At 67.2% G+C, this 15,109-nt stretch carries 15 protein-coding genes; 10 read left to right on the top strand and 5 right to left on the bottom strand.

Annotated elements, in window-relative coordinates; translation table 11 throughout:
- Nucleotides 1-113: 113 nt before the first annotated feature.
- Both G3545_RS24130 and fumC read right to left on the bottom strand, forming a co-directional pair.
- Entirely contained in the window at nt 114-749 is a 636-nt protein-coding gene (locus G3545_RS24130) for a Spy/CpxP family protein refolding chaperone (RefSeq protein ID WP_170016433.1), read from the bottom strand.
- A gap of 268 nt (nt 750-1,017) precedes the next feature.
- Complete coding sequence (gene fumC, locus G3545_RS24125) at nt 1,018-2,409, bottom strand: class II fumarate hydratase (protein ID WP_170016431.1); 1,392 nt, start codon at nt 2,407-2,409, stop codon at nt 1,018-1,020.
- A 394-nt stretch (nt 2,410-2,803) separates the two neighbouring features.
- On the opposite strand from fumC, the gene G3545_RS24120 reads away from it, so the two are divergent.
- The 6 genes from G3545_RS24120 (at nt 2,804) to G3545_RS24095 (ending at nt 7,464) form a co-directional block, all read left to right on the top strand.
- Entirely contained in the window at nt 2,804-2,992 is a 189-nt protein-coding gene (locus G3545_RS24120; RefSeq protein ID WP_170016429.1) for a DUF4169 family protein, read from the top strand.
- Entirely contained in the window at nt 2,989-3,267 is a 279-nt protein-coding gene (locus G3545_RS24115; protein WP_170016427.1) for a ribbon-helix-helix domain-containing protein, read from the top strand. The genes G3545_RS24120 and G3545_RS24115 overlap by 4 nt, the downstream gene beginning before the upstream one ends.
- Nucleotides 3,268-3,503: 236 nt before the next feature.
- Nucleotides 3,504-4,676: an FtsH protease activity modulator HflK gene (gene hflK, locus G3545_RS24110; protein WP_170016424.1), complete on the top strand. Its 1,173-nt coding sequence runs from the start codon at nt 3,504-3,506 to the stop codon at nt 4,674-4,676.
- A complete protein-coding gene (locus G3545_RS24105) occupies nt 4,673-5,596 on the top strand; it encodes a protease modulator HflC (protein WP_170016422.1) in 924 nt (307 codons plus the stop codon). Before hflK ends, G3545_RS24105 begins: the two co-directional genes overlap by 4 nt.
- Nucleotides 5,597-5,608: 12 nt before the next feature.
- Nucleotides 5,609-5,794 (top strand): DUF2065 family protein, encoded by a 186-nt coding sequence (locus G3545_RS24100; RefSeq protein ID WP_170016420.1) that lies wholly within the window; start codon nt 5,609-5,611, stop codon nt 5,792-5,794.
- Between the two features lie 152 nt (nt 5,795-5,946).
- On the top strand, nt 5,947-7,464 hold the full coding sequence (locus tag G3545_RS24095; protein WP_170016418.1) for a Do family serine endopeptidase: 1,518 nt from the start codon (nt 5,947-5,949) through the stop codon (nt 7,462-7,464).
- Between the two features lie 56 nt (nt 7,465-7,520).
- Here G3545_RS24095 and G3545_RS24090 read toward each other — a convergent pair whose 3' ends face one another.
- Together G3545_RS24090 and G3545_RS24085 are read right to left on the bottom strand one after the other, a co-directional pair.
- Nucleotides 7,521-8,042 carry a DUF1036 domain-containing protein gene (locus G3545_RS24090; RefSeq protein ID WP_170016416.1) on the bottom strand — a complete coding sequence of 174 codons (522 nt, stop codon included), beginning with the start codon at nt 8,040-8,042 and terminating at the stop codon, nt 7,521-7,523.
- The gene (locus G3545_RS24085; protein ID WP_170016414.1) at nt 8,011-9,303 is read right to left on the bottom strand and encodes a glycerate kinase; all 1,293 of its coding nucleotides are present in this window, start codon (nt 9,301-9,303) and stop codon (nt 8,011-8,013) included. Before G3545_RS24085 ends, G3545_RS24090 begins: the two co-directional genes overlap by 32 nt.
- Nucleotides 9,304-9,457: 154 nt before the next feature.
- Here G3545_RS24085 and G3545_RS24080 point away from each other — a divergent pair, with 154 nt between their 5' ends.
- From G3545_RS24080 to G3545_RS24070, 3 genes are all read left to right on the top strand, one after another.
- On the top strand, nt 9,458-10,339 hold the full coding sequence (locus tag G3545_RS24080) for an N-formylglutamate amidohydrolase (RefSeq protein WP_170016412.1): 882 nt from the start codon (nt 9,458-9,460) through the stop codon (nt 10,337-10,339).
- 22 nt (nt 10,340-10,361) lie between these two features.
- Nucleotides 10,362-10,670 carry a DUF1244 domain-containing protein gene (locus tag G3545_RS24075; RefSeq protein ID WP_170016410.1) on the top strand — a complete coding sequence of 103 codons (309 nt, stop codon included), beginning with the start codon at nt 10,362-10,364 and terminating at the stop codon, nt 10,668-10,670.
- 102 nt (nt 10,671-10,772) lie between these two features.
- Nucleotides 10,773-11,051 carry a DUF2312 domain-containing protein gene (locus tag G3545_RS24070; protein ID WP_170016408.1) on the top strand — a complete coding sequence of 93 codons (279 nt, stop codon included), beginning with the start codon at nt 10,773-10,775 and terminating at the stop codon, nt 11,049-11,051.
- A gap of 139 nt (nt 11,052-11,190) precedes the next feature.
- On the opposite strand, the gene G3545_RS24065 is transcribed toward G3545_RS24070, so the two are convergent.
- Nucleotides 11,191-13,005, bottom strand: a complete 1,815-nt coding sequence (locus tag G3545_RS24065) for a DUF882 domain-containing protein (RefSeq protein WP_246702554.1) — start codon at nt 13,003-13,005, stop codon at nt 11,191-11,193.
- Between the two features lie 378 nt (nt 13,006-13,383).
- Here G3545_RS24065 and G3545_RS24060 point away from each other — a divergent pair, with 378 nt between their 5' ends.
- Complete coding sequence (locus G3545_RS24060; protein WP_170016406.1) at nt 13,384-15,042, top strand: Na/Pi cotransporter family protein; 1,659 nt, start codon at nt 13,384-13,386, stop codon at nt 15,040-15,042.
- Nucleotides 15,043-15,109: the final 67 nt, after the last annotated feature.

Raw genomic sequence — 15,109 nt, 5'->3', positions numbered from 1 at the left:
GAAGGGGTAGGTCAGAAACGGTCATCGACGTGGTCAGCGCCGAATTCATGAGTGCACACTAGCGGTCGCCGACTGAACCAAATCTGAGGCCGTCGTTCATCCGCCGTTTATCTTCAGAGGCGTTCCTCGCCCTGATCGTCGCCGTCGCCGCCGCGCGGGCGGTGGTGCCAGTCGCGGCCGGGACCGTCACGACCCGGGCCGTCATGGCGGAAATCGCGAAAGCGCTGCGGGCCGTGGTCGCGCCAGCCGCCGTGCTGCGGGCCGCCCCATTCGGCGAAGCGGGGGAATTGCGCGTGGCGCAGCAGTATGTTGAAGCGGTGCTTCTGCGCGTCGTCGAGGCTGGCATAAAGCGGGTCGGCGGCGTCGACCAGCTTCTTCAGCCCGTCGCCGGTCTGTACCAGCGCGTCGGCGCGGTTGCGCATGTTGCCGAGCATGTCGGGGCGCTCGCCGCGCTCACGTTCGCGGAACGCCTCGATGCGGGCGGCGCGGCGATCGATCCGCTGCTGGGCGAGATCGTGCAGCGCCTGCTCGACCGCCGGCCAGAGCTTCGCCTGGTCGGCGTTCATGCGCAGGCCGGCTTTCAGCGCGGCGATGCGGGCATCGGAGAAGGCGGCGGCATTCTCGGCGATCTCAGCGGCGCTGGGGCGCTCGCGCTGCGGATCGCCGGTGCGCGGCGCGGTGGCGGCGATGCCGAAGGTGGCGCTGGCCAGCAGCGCGGCGGCAGTGGCGGCAATGATGGTCTGCTTCATCGGTCTCTCTCCTGAAGAAAGCATGACCGATGGTGCGGCGATTACGTGCGAGTCTCAAATGAAACTTCGGTAATGATGAAGTTCATCTTTGTGCCGTAAAGATGAAGCGTTTCTGAATATGTTCTTTGGCGCCCGGCTTCAGCATCCTTCGAGGCCGGCCGCTGGCCGGCACCTCAGGATGAGGATGTTCCTTGAAAAGTGACCTCATCCAGAGGTGCGAGCGCAGCGAGCCTCGAAGGCTGCCCGCATAGAGCGCATCGACCGCGCCTCACTCCGGCGCGATCATCTTCTCCGGGCGCACCACGGCGTCGAACTCCTCGTTCGTCACATAGCCGCCGCCGACCGCTTCCTCGCGCAGCGTGGTGCCGTTCTTGTGCGCGGTCTTGGCGATCTTCGCCGCGTTGTCGTAGCCGATCTTCGGCGCCAGGGCGGTGACCAGCATCAGCGAGCGCTCCAGCGCCGCCTTGATGTTGTCCTCGCGCGGCACGATGCCGACGACGCAATTCTCGGTGAAGCTCACCGCCGCATCCGCCAGCAAGCGCACCGACTGCTGGAAATTATAGGCCATCACCGGATTGTAGACGTTCAGCTCGAAATGGCCCTGGCTGTTGGCGAAGGTGAGCGCGGCATTGTTGCCGAACACCTGCACGCAGACCTGGGTCAGCGCCTCGCACTGCGTCGGGTTCACCTTGCCCGGCATGATGGAGGAGCCCGGCTCGTTCTCCGGCAGCGACAACTCGCCGAGGCCCGAGCGGGGGCCGGAGCCGAGCAGGCGGATGTCGTTGGCGATCTTGAACAGCGAGGTCGCCACCGTGTTGATGGCGCCGTGCGCGAACACCATGGCGTCATGCGCGGCGAGCGCCTCGAACTTGTTGGGCGCCGAGGTGAAGGGCAGTTGGGTGATGGCGGCGATGCGTTCCGCCACCATCTCGGCGAAGCCCACCGGCGCATTGAGGCCGGTGCCGACTGCGGTACCGCCCTGGGCCAGTTCCATCAGCGCCGGCAGCGTCTGCTCGATACGCATGATGCCGTTCTCGACTTGCTGGGTATAGCCGGAGAATTCCTGCCCCAGCGTCAGCGGGGTCGCGTCCTGGGTATGGGTGCGGCCGATCTTGATGATGTGCGCCCAGGCATGCGCCTTGTCGTTCAGCGCATTGCGCAGTTCCTGAAGCGCGGGAATCAGCCGGAGCACGACCTCCTCGGCCGCGGCGATGTGCATCGCCGTCGGATAGGTGTCGTTCGACGACTGGCTCATATTCACGTGATCATTGGGGTGGACCGGCTTCTTCGAGCCCTTCTCACCGCCGAGCATCTCGATGGCGCGGTTCGAGATCACCTCATTGGCATTCATGTTGGACTGGGTGCCGGACCCGGTCTGCCACACCGCCAGCGGGAAATGCGCATCGAGCTTGCCCTCGATCACTTCCTGCGCGGCGCGGATGATCACCTCCGCAATGGCGGGATCGAGCCGGCCGAGGTCGCGATTCACTTCCGCCGCGGCGCGCTTCACGATGCCGAGCGCGCGCACCACCGGCAGCGGCTGCTTCTCCCAGCCGATCTTGAAATTGCCCAGCGAGCGCTGCGCCTGCGCGCCCCAATATTTGTCGTTTTCTACCTCAATCGGGCCGAACGTGTCGGTCTCAATACGGGTGGTGCTCATGGAGATTCTCGCAATGCGTCCGTCGGCGGGGCGCTGGTGGGAAAGGCGCCGCTCGTTTAGCACGCGTGCCGTGACTGCGGAACGGTGTCCCACGAGGAATGGCGCTGCCCGCCGTGCTCGACGGATGCCTGGCAGCTGGTTGTTCACATAAGCGTGACAGCGTGACGGCTTTTCCTACAGCCAAGCTGGAATAATTCAAAACACAAAATAAACGCATCGAAAATGCAAATATCAATGAGGCAATTCCGCGGAATAGCTCGTGATTCTCACTTTGGACAGCAAAAATGGGTCCTGTATTCTGAGACGGAAAAAGATCTATAATGCGGTAAGTCCATGCCACGGCTTACCGCATGCTGGGCTCTCACTTGCTGTGCCGAACTAGGAACGTATCGACATGGCTGAGATCATTAATCTGCGCCGAGTCCGCAGGCGCAAGGAGCGCGACGCCAAGGAACAAACTGCTGCGGAGCAGCGTTTGAAGTTTGGGCGCACGAAGGTCGAGCGCAGGGCGGACGTTGCTCGCGAGGAAGTCCGCGAGCGTGCGTTGGACGGACATAAGCGCGTACGAGAGGACGAGAAATGAAGAGTCCCGTGGTGAAGCGGTCGATTGTGATTGCCGGGCACAAGACCAGTGTCAGCCTCGAAGACCAGTTCTGGGATGCGCTCAAGGAAATCGCGTCGAGCCGCCGCAGTACATTGTCGGAGATTGTCGCCTCGATCGATTCGCGGCGTAACCAGGGCAATCTGTCTTCCGCCATCCGGCTTTACGTCCTCGCCTATTTCCGTAATCCGCCCGGTGCGCGGGAAGCTGGCGAGCATGGCGAGAAGGGCATGTCGGCGCGCTCTCCGGTGGTGTGATTCGATCTACCGTTGCGTAAGCGGCCCGTCTTCCCATATGACCTCCCGCGTCGGCGGCGTTCGTCGCGGTGCGGGGTCACGTTGTGTCCCGGTGCCTCGTCACCTATAACCGCCGTCGTCGTGCCTCCCGGCGACGGGAGGACGTTCGTCTTTTTGCACGAGAGTCGTCCTTGAGGTTCTGCGCTCCCGCGCAACCCGGGTAGTCTCGGGTGCGCAATCTGGGAGTTGACCGCGCAATGTCGTGGAAGAACCAAAGCGGCGGGCCATGGGGTGGTGGCGGGCCGCGCGGTCCCTGGGGCAGCGGGCCGCAATCGTCAGGTCCCAATCCCCCGGATCTCGAAGACCTCATCCGTCGCGGCCAGGACCGGCTGCGCACCATCATGCCGGGCGGCTTCGGCAGCACCAAGGGCATCATCGTCGTCGTCGCGCTGGTCGCGGTGGCCTGGCTGCTGTCGGGCTTCTACCGCGTGCAGCCGGATGAACAGGGCGTGGTGCTGCGTTTCGGCAAGTTCGTGGCCACCTCCAATCCCGGCCTCAACTACCATCTGCCCTACCCGATCGAGACCGTGCTGACCCCCAAGGTCACGCGCAACAACCAGATCGACATCGGCACTCGCTCGGGTGACGACCCGCGCCGCGGCACCGCCATGCGCGACGTGCCGCAGGAGAGCCTGATGCTCACCGGCGACGAGAACATCGTCGACGTCGATTTCGCGGTGTTCTGGGTGGTGAAGCCGGCGGCCCCGGGCTCGACCGAGGACATCGGCGCGGCCAACTACCTGTTCAACGTCCAGAACCCCGAGGGCACCATCAAGGCGGTGGCCGAGAGCGCGATGCGCGAGGTGGTGGGCCGCACCAACATCCAGCCCATCCTGACCGGTGCCCGCCAGACCATCGAGCAGGACGTGCAGGAACTGATGCAGCGGACGCTCGATTCTTATAAATCCGGCATCCTGATCACCCAGGTGCAGATGCAGAAGGTCGATCCGCCCTCGCAAGTGATCGACGCCTTCCGTGACGTGCAGGCCGCCCGCGCCGACGCCGAGCGCCTGCAGAACGAAGCGCAGGCCTATGCCAACCGCGTCGTCCCGGAGGCACGCGGCGAGGCTTCGCGCATCACCCAGGGTGCGCAGGGCTACAAGGAACGCGCCATCATCGAGGCGCAAGGCCAGTCCGCGCGCTTCCTCAGCGTGCTCGGCGAATATGAGAAGGCGCCCGACGTCGTGCGCCAGCGCATCTATCTCGAAACCATGGAACGCGTGTTCGGCGGCATGGACAAGATCATCATCGATCCCTCCACCGATCGCGGCTCGGGTGTCGTGCCTTACCTGCCGCTCGGCGCGCTCACCGGCCGGCCGCAGACCACCCCGGCGCAGCCGGGCCAGACCACGCAGGGGACCACGCGATGAGAAGCGTTTTCGGCATGGGCGCCGCGATCGTCGCGGCCGTCATCCTCATCGCCCTCTATTCGGCGCTGTTCAGCGTCTACCAGACCCAGCAGGCGCTGGTGCTGCGCTTCGGCGAGCCGGTGCGCATCATCGACCAGCCCGGCCTCAACGCCAAGATTCCGCTGATCGACAGCGTGATCTTCCTCGACAAGCGCATCCTCGACCTCGAGAACCCCTCGCAGGAAGTGATCGCGTCCGACCAGAAGCGCCTCGTGGTGGATGCCTTCGCGCGCTACCGCATCACCGATCCGCTGCGCTTCTACCAGGCGGTCGGCACCATCGAGGGTGCCAATTCGCGCCTTGCCATCGTACTGAATTCGGCGCTGCGCCGCGTGCTCGGCGAGAGCACCTTCATCCAGGTGGTGCGGGACCAGCGCGAGGAGCTGATGAACCGCATCCGCGACCAGGTGAATCGCGAGGCGGCAGGCTTCGGCATCTCCGTCATCGACGTGCGTATTCGCCGCGCCGACCTGCCGGAGGCCAACAGCCAGGCGGTGTTCCAGCGCATGCAGACCGAGCGCCAGCGCGAGGCTGCGGAGATCCGCGCCCAGGGCGCCCAGGCCTCGCAGGGCATCCGCGCCAATGCCGACCGGCAGTCCACCATCATCGTCGCCGAGGCCACCTCCACCGGCGACAAGCTGCGCGGCGAGGGCGAAGCCGAGAAGAACCGCATTTTTGCCGAGGCCTATGGCAAGGATAAGGGCTTCTTCGACTTCTATCGCTCCATGCAGGCCTACGAGGCCGGCCTCAAGGGCGACGACACCCGCATGCTGCTGTCGCCGGATTCCAGCTTCTTCCGCTTCTTCCGCGATCCGGCTGGCGCTGCCAAACCGGCGCCCGCGCCGGCGGCGGGGGCTCCTGTGACAACGCCTGCCAACTGACGCCGGGGCGCGATGTCGGACCTCGTCGTCGCGCTCGGCCTGGTGCTCGTCATCGAGGGGCTGGCGCTTGCCGCCATGCCCGGCGCCATGCGCCGGGCCATGGAGGCGATCGAGCGCCTGCCCGACGTGCCGCTTCGCCTCGCCGGCCTCGGCGGGGCGCTGCTCGGCCTGCTCATCGTCTGGCTCATCAGGGGCTAGGGAACATTCCGCGCGCCCGCGTCCGGCGCGCATGACGATTGCCGCGGCGGCTCATAACTCGCACGCTTTTGGCTTGCATCGCCCAACTTCCCGGTCCAGCGTTCCGTCGAGTGAGCAGCGCCGGACTGGATGAGCGGCGCGAAGGAGGCACCATGACCCAAACCGCCAAGCACCGCCCCACTGACACGCGGCGCCGGCTCCACAATCTGGTGTCGTGCCTTCTCGTCGTCGGCACCGTCGTGCTGCCGCCCGTCGTCAGCCACGCCGCTGCGACCAAAGGTCCGGACACCGTCGCCGACACCGCCGCTTTGGTGATGGATTCGGTGGTCAATATCTCCACCTCGCAGACGGTGGCGCCCTCGCGCAGCGTGCCGACCCCGCAACTGCCGCCCGGCTCGCCGTTCGAGGAGTTCTTCGAGGAATTCTTCAAGCGCCGCCAGCAGCAGGGCGATGATGGCGACGACACGCCGCGCCGCGTCTCCTCGCTCGGCTCCGGCTTCGTCATCGATGCCGGCGGCTTGATCGTCACCAACAACCACGTCATCGCCGACGCCGACGAGATCTACGCCAATTTCAATGACGGCTCGAAGCTGAAAGCCGAGCTGGTCGGCCGCGACACCAAGATCGACATCGCGCTCCTGAAGGTCACGCCGCTGCCCGACAAGCCGCTGAAGGCGGTGAAGTTCGGCGATTCCGACGGGCTGCGCGTCGGCGACTGGGTGATGGCGATCGGCAACCCGTTCGGCCTCGGCGGCACGCTCACCGTCGGCGTCATCTCGGCGCGCAACCGCGACATCAATAGCGGGCCCTACGACAATTTCCTGCAGACCGACGCCGCCATCAATCGCGGCAATTCCGGCGGCCCGCTGTTCAACATGGAAGGCGACGTGATCGGCATCAACACCGCCATCATTTCGCCCTCGGGCGGCTCGATCGGCATCGGCTTCGCCGTGCCGTCCAACACTGCGTCCGCCGTCGTCGCTCAGCTGCGCCAATATGGCGAGATGCGGCGCGGCTGGATCGGCGTGCGTATCCAGTCGGTCACCGACGAGATCGCCGAGAGCCTGTCGCTCGGCAAGCCGCGCGGGGCCCTGGTCGGCGGCCTCACCGATGACGGCCCGGCCGCCAAGGGTGGCATCAAGCCCGGCGACGTCATCATCAAGTTCGACGGCAAGGATGTGCGGGACATGCGCTCGCTGCCGATCATCGTCGCCGACACGCCGGTCGACAAGGATGTCGAGGTGGTGGTGGTCCGCAAGGGCAAGGAAGAGACGTTGCGGCTGAAGGTCGGCCGGCTCGAGGAGAGCGACAAGGCCGAGCAGGCCGCGCTCACCAAGAAGGAGCCCGCGGACACCACGCCGAAGGCGCCGACGACCCGCCTGCTCGGCCTCGATCTGTCCGAGATCACCACGGAACTGCGCGGCAAGTTCAAGCTGAAGGACGACGTCAAGGGCGTCGTCGTCACCTCGGTCGATGGTACCTCGCAGGCTGCGACCAAGGGGCTGAAGCCCGGCATGGTCATCGTCGAGGTCAATCAGGAAGCCGTGGCCAAGCCCGCCGACATCCAGAAGCGCATCGACGCCTTGAAGAAGGAAGGCCGCCGCTCGGCGCTGCTGATGGTCTCGGATGCCGACGGCCAGGTGCAGTTCACCGCGATCCCGATCGAGTGAGGGCCTGACCTACCTTTACCCGCCAGTGTCATCCCGGAACAACTGGGTGGGTGGGATTACTGCGGCGCCTTCGACGGCGGCAGCGGGGCCTGGCTCGGCATTTTCTGCCCCTGTTCGGTCAACTGCACCGTCCAGCTCTTCTGCTCGTGGGTGTCCACCTCGAAGAAGCCGGTTCGGTCGAAGCCGCGGGCGAGGCAATCCTCGATGCCGCGAATGGTGAACTCCTTCTCGCGGGTGCACATATAGGCCTTGCCGGCCCATTCCCCGCCGAGGTCGTAATCCACCGCATAGACATAATAGTAGCGGGCGACGAGGTCGCCGCGCAGCAGCGTCTCGCAGCTGTTCGCGGCGACGTTCCACCAGCCTTCGGTGGACCAGGCATCGCCGTCCTTGTAGCCGACGGCGATGCCGACCCGGCTGGTGGTGCGGTTGCACAGCCGGAAGTCCGCGGCAGCCGGCGTCGGCGCCAGAATCGCCAACACCGGAACCGCGGCCAATGCCGCCAGCCCGAGCCGCAGGCCGCGCGCGCGCAGGCGTCGCGCGACGTCAGCCGTCCACGAATACGGCACGGAAATCATTGACATTGGTGCAGGTGGGGCCGGGCGTCAGCAGGTCGCCGATCCTCTCGAAGAAACTCGTCGAGTCGTTATTGGCGAGGAAGCTGGCGGGATCGAGGCCGAGTGCGCGCGCGCGTGCCAGCGTATCCGGCACCACGAAGGCGCCGGCCGGGTCGCTGGCATCGCCGCCGCCGCCATCGGTGCCGTCGGTATCACCCGCCACCGCGTAGATGCCGGGCGCGCCGGCCAGCGCCTCGGCGAGCGCCAGCGCATATTCCTGGTTCGGCCCGCCGCGGCCCTGGCCGCGCATGGTGACGGTGAGCTCGCCACCGGAGAGCAGCACCACGCGCTTGCCGGCGCCCTTCAGCTCGAGGGCTTTCACCGCCTGCGCCGCCGCCACCTCGCGGGCCTCGCCCTCGAGATTGTCGCCGATCAGGATCGGCTCGATGCCGGCGTCGCGAGCCATCTTCTCGGCGGCGACGAAGGAATCCGCCGGGCGGGCGATGAGGTGGTATTCGGAATTGGCGAAGGCGGGATCGCCGGGCTTCGGCGATTCATTGGCGCCGTCGCGCAAGGCGACCGCGATGGAGCTCGCCGGCTCAATGCGGAAGCGGGTCAGCACGTCGCGCGCTTCCGCCAGCGTCGTCGGATCCGGCACGGTGGGGCCGGAGCCGATCACCGCGGGATCGTCACCCGGCACGTCGGAAATCGCCAGCGTCACCACCCGTGCGGGCTGGGCGAGCGCGGCGAGCCGGCCGCCCTTGATGCGCGACAGGTGCTTTCGCACCGTGTTGATCTCGGTGATGTTGGCGCCGGAGCGCAGCAGCGCCCGCGTCAGCGCCCGCTTGTCGTCGAGTTCGACGCCGAGCGCCGGCGCGATCCAGTTCGCCGAGGCGCCGCCCGAGAGCAGCACCAGCACGAGGTCGTCCGCCTGCGCACCCGCCGCGAGGTCGATCGCCTTCTGCGCGGCGGCGAGGCCGGCGGCGTCCGGCACCGGATGGCCGGCTTCCACCATCTCCAGCCGCCGCGTCGGGCGGCCATAGCCGTGCCGGGCGACGCCGATGCCGGCGAGCCGAGCGGGATCGAAGCCGAGGTCATCGAGATAATGCGCTTCCGCGACTTCCAGCATCGAGCCCGCCGCCTTGCCGGCCGCGAGCAGGATCAGCCGCCCATTGGCCGGCGGCGGCGGCAAGGCCGGCGGCAGGCAAGTGGAGGGATGTGCCGCCGCCACCGCGGCCGAGAACAGGGCTTCCAGGAACACGCGCGGCGAATTATCGGTCATCGTCACCCCACTGCCCGGTTTGTTCGGGCGCCCCTCATCTTGCGTGCGGTCATCCGCATGGCCAGTGCCGCACGACGCGAAACGGGCGTATTCCTATGGCACCCGAAGCCGCACGTCACTAGCCTCCTGTCACATATCGCCCTTCCCGGCCATGATGCTTCGCCGCACCGAGGATGACACCGCCGTGGACGACGCCTTGGATTTGGCCGATGCACCGACGCCGGCACACAGTGCTGGCGATGTCTTCCACCCGGTGGAAGACATTCCCGGCGCGGCCGATACCGGCATCCTGCTGCTGTGCGACCACGCCTCCAATGCGCTGCCGCCGGAATATGGCTCGCTCGGCCTGCCGGCCTCGGAGCTGGCGCGCCATATCGGCTACGACATCGGCGCCGCCGGCGTCACCCGGGCGCTGGCGAAGCGGCTCGGCTGTCCGGCGGTGCTGTCGCACTTCTCGCGCCTGCTGATCGATCCGAACCGCGGCGAGGACGACCCGACGCTGGTGATGCGGCTCTCCGACGGCGCCATCGTGCCCGGCAACCGCCATGTCGACACCGCCGAGGTGGACCGCCGCATCGCCCGCTTCCACCGCCCCTATCACCGCGCCATCGAGCACGAGATCGATGCCGCGCTGGCCAGCGGGACCATCCCGGCATTGTTCTCGGTGCACAGCTTCACCCCGGTGTGGCGCGGCATGCCCAGGCCCTGGCATGTCGGGCTGTTGTGGGACCTCGATGAGCGCTTCACGCGGCCGCTGATCGAAGCCCTGGAGGCCCCCGGCGACCTCATCGTCGGCGACAACGAGCCCTATGACGGCGCGCTGCGCAATGATTGCCTCTATCGCCATGGCACCGCCCGCGGCCTGCCGCACGTGCTGATCGAGATCCGCCAGGACCTGATCGCCGACGACGCGGGACAGCTCGCCTGGGCAGAGCGCCTCGCCGACCTCTTGCCCGCCGTCCTGGCACGCCCCGAACTGCACGAGCAGACGTTCTACGGCTCGCGCACCGGCCTCGTCGTGCCTATCTCAGCCTGAGTTTCGCCGCAGGAGGCCTGCCATGCCCGACTTTGACGATCAGTCCCGCCTGGAGCTGGAGGCCGCGGTGTTCCGCCGGCTGGTGGCCCATCTGCGCGAGCGCGCCGACGTGCAGAACATCGACCTGATGAACCTCGCCGGCTTCTGCCGCAATTGCCTCTCCAACTGGTATCTCGACGCGGCCAAGGAGCGTGGCCTGCCGCTTTCCAGGGATGACAGCCGGGAGATCGTCTACGGCATGCCCTATGAGGACTGGAAGGCGCTGAACCAGGCCGAGGCCAGCCCGGAGCAGAAAGCGGCCTTCGCCCGCTCGTCCGCCGAGCCGCATTAACGGTGCACAGCGCCGCCCCCGTGCTTGACGCGCGGGTGAAATCCGGGCCCTGATTTCGGCCCTTTTTCACGCCCGAAAGGGCGTCGCCTAGCCGGAGACCGCATGTCCGATCTGCCCAATGACCAGCCCTTGTCCGATGCCGCCGCCGGCTTCGCCAAGGACCAGCTCAAGTCCTTCATCGAGCGCATCGAGCGCCTGGAGGAAGAGAAGAAGACCATCGCCGACGATATCAAGGACGTCTTCGCCGAGGCCAAGGGCAACGGCTTCGACACCAAGGCGCTGCGCGAGATCTTGAGGATCCGCAAGCAGGACGCCGACCAGCGCGCCGAGCACGAGGCCATCGTCGACCTCTATCTGCAAGCGCTCGGGATGGTCGACTGAGCGCGGCCTCGTTCTCCACCCTTCGGCGTCATCCCGGCCGAAGCGAAGCGTAGAGCCGGGATCGCGTGACGATAGAGAACGTCACGCGATCCCGGATATGGCCTGGCGGCCATTCCGGGATGACGACATCTCTTGAAAATCAACGCGGCGGCGGCAGGTTGTCCGTGGTGCCGGTGCCGGCCATGGAAAGCTTCTTGGCGCGCTTCGGCAGCACCGGAGCGCTCTCGACCGGCGTGCTGTGGACGGGCGTACTGCGGACATGCGCCGCGCTCGCCACCACCGGGATCGCCACCACCGCGGCACCTTCGAAGCGCGTGGTGACGAGGCCGCTCGAAGCATCGCGGCTGAAGCGGGCATCCACCACCTGGCGCGGCGGCGCGACGAACGCGCCGAAGCGGCGCAGTTCCGGGGTACGCAGCGTGGTCTCGGAAGCAACCGTCGGGCTGCTGAACAGCCGGCGAATCTCTGCCTGCGTCGCCGCCGAATGCGGCTGCGGCTGCGGTGCGCTGGTTCCGCGCATGCCGGCGGGCAGCGCCGCAGGCTCATTGGAACGGCCGGGCGCCGGGCGGGCGACGACGAATTCGCCGGCCGAGGCATAGGACAGCGTCGGACCGCCGGTGGCGGAATCCGAACCGTGGACGATCAGCGCCGGGAAGCCGCCGGCCTGGGATTGCACAGCAGGCGCGGCGCGGGCGACAGGCGCCTGCGCGGCGGGAACCTGGGCAACCGGTGCGATGGCGGCCGGCTCAGCCGAAGCGACAACCATCGGTGCGGCAGCGGCACGTGCCGGGGCGATGCCCGGACGAGACGCCGGCAACGGCATGGCGGGACCGTCGGCGGCGGCAACCGTGGTCGGCGCCGCCGGGCGAACCGGCGCTTCGCCGGGCCGCATCATCGGCAGCGGCACGGCGGCCGCCTGCATTGCGGAGGACTGCGCCGGCGCCACGGCGGCAAGCGCTGCCACGGCTTCGGGCGAACGGCCCATCGGGTTGCGAACCGGCAGCGGCACATTGGCGTTGGCGACGACGCTGGCGGCGGCATTCACCGCCGGTGCCGGCTGGGCCGCGGCGACCTGCGCCGGCGCGGCCTTGGCATTGGCCGGCGCCTCGTCATCATCCGCAGCCGACGCCGTCTGCGCGGCACCGGCCTGTGGCGCGGCGCTCTCCTCGTCGTCGTCGCCACTATCCTTGCTGAACAGCGCCGCGAAAATATTCTTCTTCGAACCCGACGGCGTCGCCGAAGCGAAGGCCGCGCCCGCGCCGCCCGGCCGGCTGCCGCGGCTCTCCACCTGAGCCAGCGCCGCCGCATAGCCCGGCATCGGCTTGCCGTCGGCCGGGATGTGCACGGTCTTGCCGTCCGGGAACACGCGGACCAGTTGATCGCGCGTCATGCGCGGCCAATGGCGGATGCCGCCGGTATCAAGATGCACGAAGGGCGAGCCGGAGGTCGGGTAGAAGCCGACGCCGCCGCGCTGCAGTCGAAGACCGGCCTCGCGAATCTTGGCGAGCGGCACGCCCGGAATATAGAAATCCATCGCCTTGCCGAGCATATGCTGGCTCATCTGCGCGACGCCGCGGGAGCGGGCGCGCAGCATGGCGTTGGTCGCCGGCGAACGGTAGCCGCCGATCACCTCGATCGGCGCGGTGGCATCAACGTCGCGATAGACTTCCCAGACGATGTCGAACAGCGCCGGGTCCATCTTGGTCGGCTCCTTGCGGCGCCAATCCTGCAACAGGACATTGAGCTGCTGGAGCGCGGCCGGGTCGTAGCGGCCATTGCGCTTGAAGGTGACGGTGGCGCTTTCGCCGGAATGGACGTGATGGAGGCTCAGCGTGCGGGTATCGCCGTTGGCGACCGCATCCTGCAGCATGTCGGCACCGCATATCGTGGCGACCGCGGCAAGCGCGGCAGCCTTGATGAGGCGGGACGAGCGAAGGAAGCTGAAATTCCGCACTACCACTAACCCGAAGCCAAACGTTTCCTTTGGACGGCGCGGCCCGTGGGTCACGCCGGACATGGTGAACATAGTCTTGTCGGGTTTGGTTAAGGGCCAGTTACGACCCACCCCCCTTTAGTCCTGGCTCAAACCGCTAAGGGCACAGTGTGGCAAAAACGTGCTGGATCACGACTTTCAAGCTAGATGCCGATTCTATCGACAGAATTTCCGTTACCGTGACATTAACGTCGCAACAAGGGTGGCGTGCGGCGTGCCGCGAATCACTATTTCCGCTGGCACGCACCTTGCGTCACGGGCCTTGCGAAACGCTGCGGGGACATTAGCTCGCAATATTCGCCCCCACGCTTCCGTCTCTGTGTCGAAGGCCAGGTGCCGATGAGCTTTCCTGCCACCCTGATCGATCTCGCCGGCTTCATTGCGCTGCTCCTCTGGGGCACGCACATGGTGCAGACCGGCGTGCAACGTACCTTCGGTCCGAGGCTGCGCTCGATCCTCGGCCATGCGCTCGGCGATCGCTTCCGTGCCTTCGTTGCCGGGCTCGGCGTCACCACTTTGCTCCAGAGCAGCACCGCGACGGGGCTGATGGTGACCGGCTTTGCGGTCGGTGGGCTGGTCGATCTGGTGCCGGCGCTCGCCGTCATGCTCGGCGCCAATGTCGGCACCACGCTCATCGTGCAATTGCTGTCCTTCGACATCTCCGCGGTCTCGCCGGCGCTGATCCTGATCGGCGTGCTGATGTTCAGGCGCGATTCCTCCACTCAGACCCATGATCTCGGCCGCGTGCTGATTGGCCTTGGCCTGATGCTGCTGGCGCTCAACCAGTTGCTCGACCTGTTGCGGGACTTCGAGGACGCGCCGAGCCTGCGCCTGCTGCTCGGCGCCATCTCGACACTGCCGGTGCTCGACGTGCTGCTCGCCGCCGGCCTCACCTGGGCCGCGCATTCGAGCGTCGCCGTAGTGCTGCTGGTGATGTCGCTCGCCGCCAATGGCGTGGTGCCGCCGAACGCCGCCTTCGCCTTGGTGCTCGGCGCCAATCTCGGCACCGCCATCAATCCCCTGATCGAGGGACCCGCCGGCGACGGTCCGGCGGCCAAGCGCGTGCCGCTCGGCAATCTCCTCACCCGGCTGATCGGTATCGGCATCGTGCTCGTCGCGATGCAGCCGATCGGCCGCTTCATGGTGACGTTCCAGCCGGACGATGCTCGCGCCGTGGCGGACTTCCACACGCTGTTCAACATCGTCACCGCGGTGGTGTTCCTGCCGCTGCTGGGGCCGCTGGCGCGCCTGCTGCGCCGCCTGCTGCCGGACGCTCCCGCCGCGGCCGACCCCTCGCGCCCGCTCTATCTCGATCCGGCGGCGAAGGAGATTCCGATCATCGCGCTGGGTGGAGCCGCCCGCGAGGCGCTGCGGCTCGCCGACTTTCTCGAAGCGATGCTGGTCGGCGCCCGTGACGCGCTGGCCGAAGGCGACCGCCGCCTGATCGCCGAGACCAGGCGCCGCGACGACGTGCTGGATCGGCTGAACATCGCCATCAAGTCGTATCTGACCTCGATCGACCCGGACGAACTGGGGCCGAACGACCATCGCCGGCTCAACGAGATCCTCGCCTTCGCGATGAATCTCGAACAGGCCGGCGACGTGGTCGACCGCCATTTGCTGCCGCACGCCTCCAAGGGGTTGAAGCGCGGGCTCGACTTCCCCAAGGAGAGGCAGGCGGAGATGAGCGAACTGATGAACCGCCTCATCGCCAATCTCAGGACCGCGGCCTCGCTGCTGATGACCGAGGATCCGCGCGCCGCGCGGCTGCTGGCGGACGAGAAGGTGGCATTCCGCGAGGCGGAATCCCGCGCCACGCTGCAGCATTTCGAGCGGTTGCGCGGCAGCCGGCTGCCGGTCGCGCAGGCGAGCGCGCTCTATCTCGACTTGTTGCGCGACATGAAGCTGATCAACAGCCACATCGTCGCCGCAGCCGCCTATCCGGTGCTGGAGCGCAGCGGCGAATTGCTGGCAAGCCGCGTCGCCAGCGGGGAGTGACAGGCTCGGCTGCCCGCGCCTGAGTTCGGCGCGCCGTTGAACCGTAGCCGGTGAAAAGCCCACTTCC

The organism is Starkeya sp. ORNL1 (assembly GCF_012971745.1).
Taxonomy (GTDB): Bacteria; Pseudomonadota; Alphaproteobacteria; order Rhizobiales; family Xanthobacteraceae; genus Ancylobacter.
The sequence above is the reverse complement of the archived record's forward strand: the minus strand, read 5'-3'. Positions and strand labels throughout refer to the sequence as shown.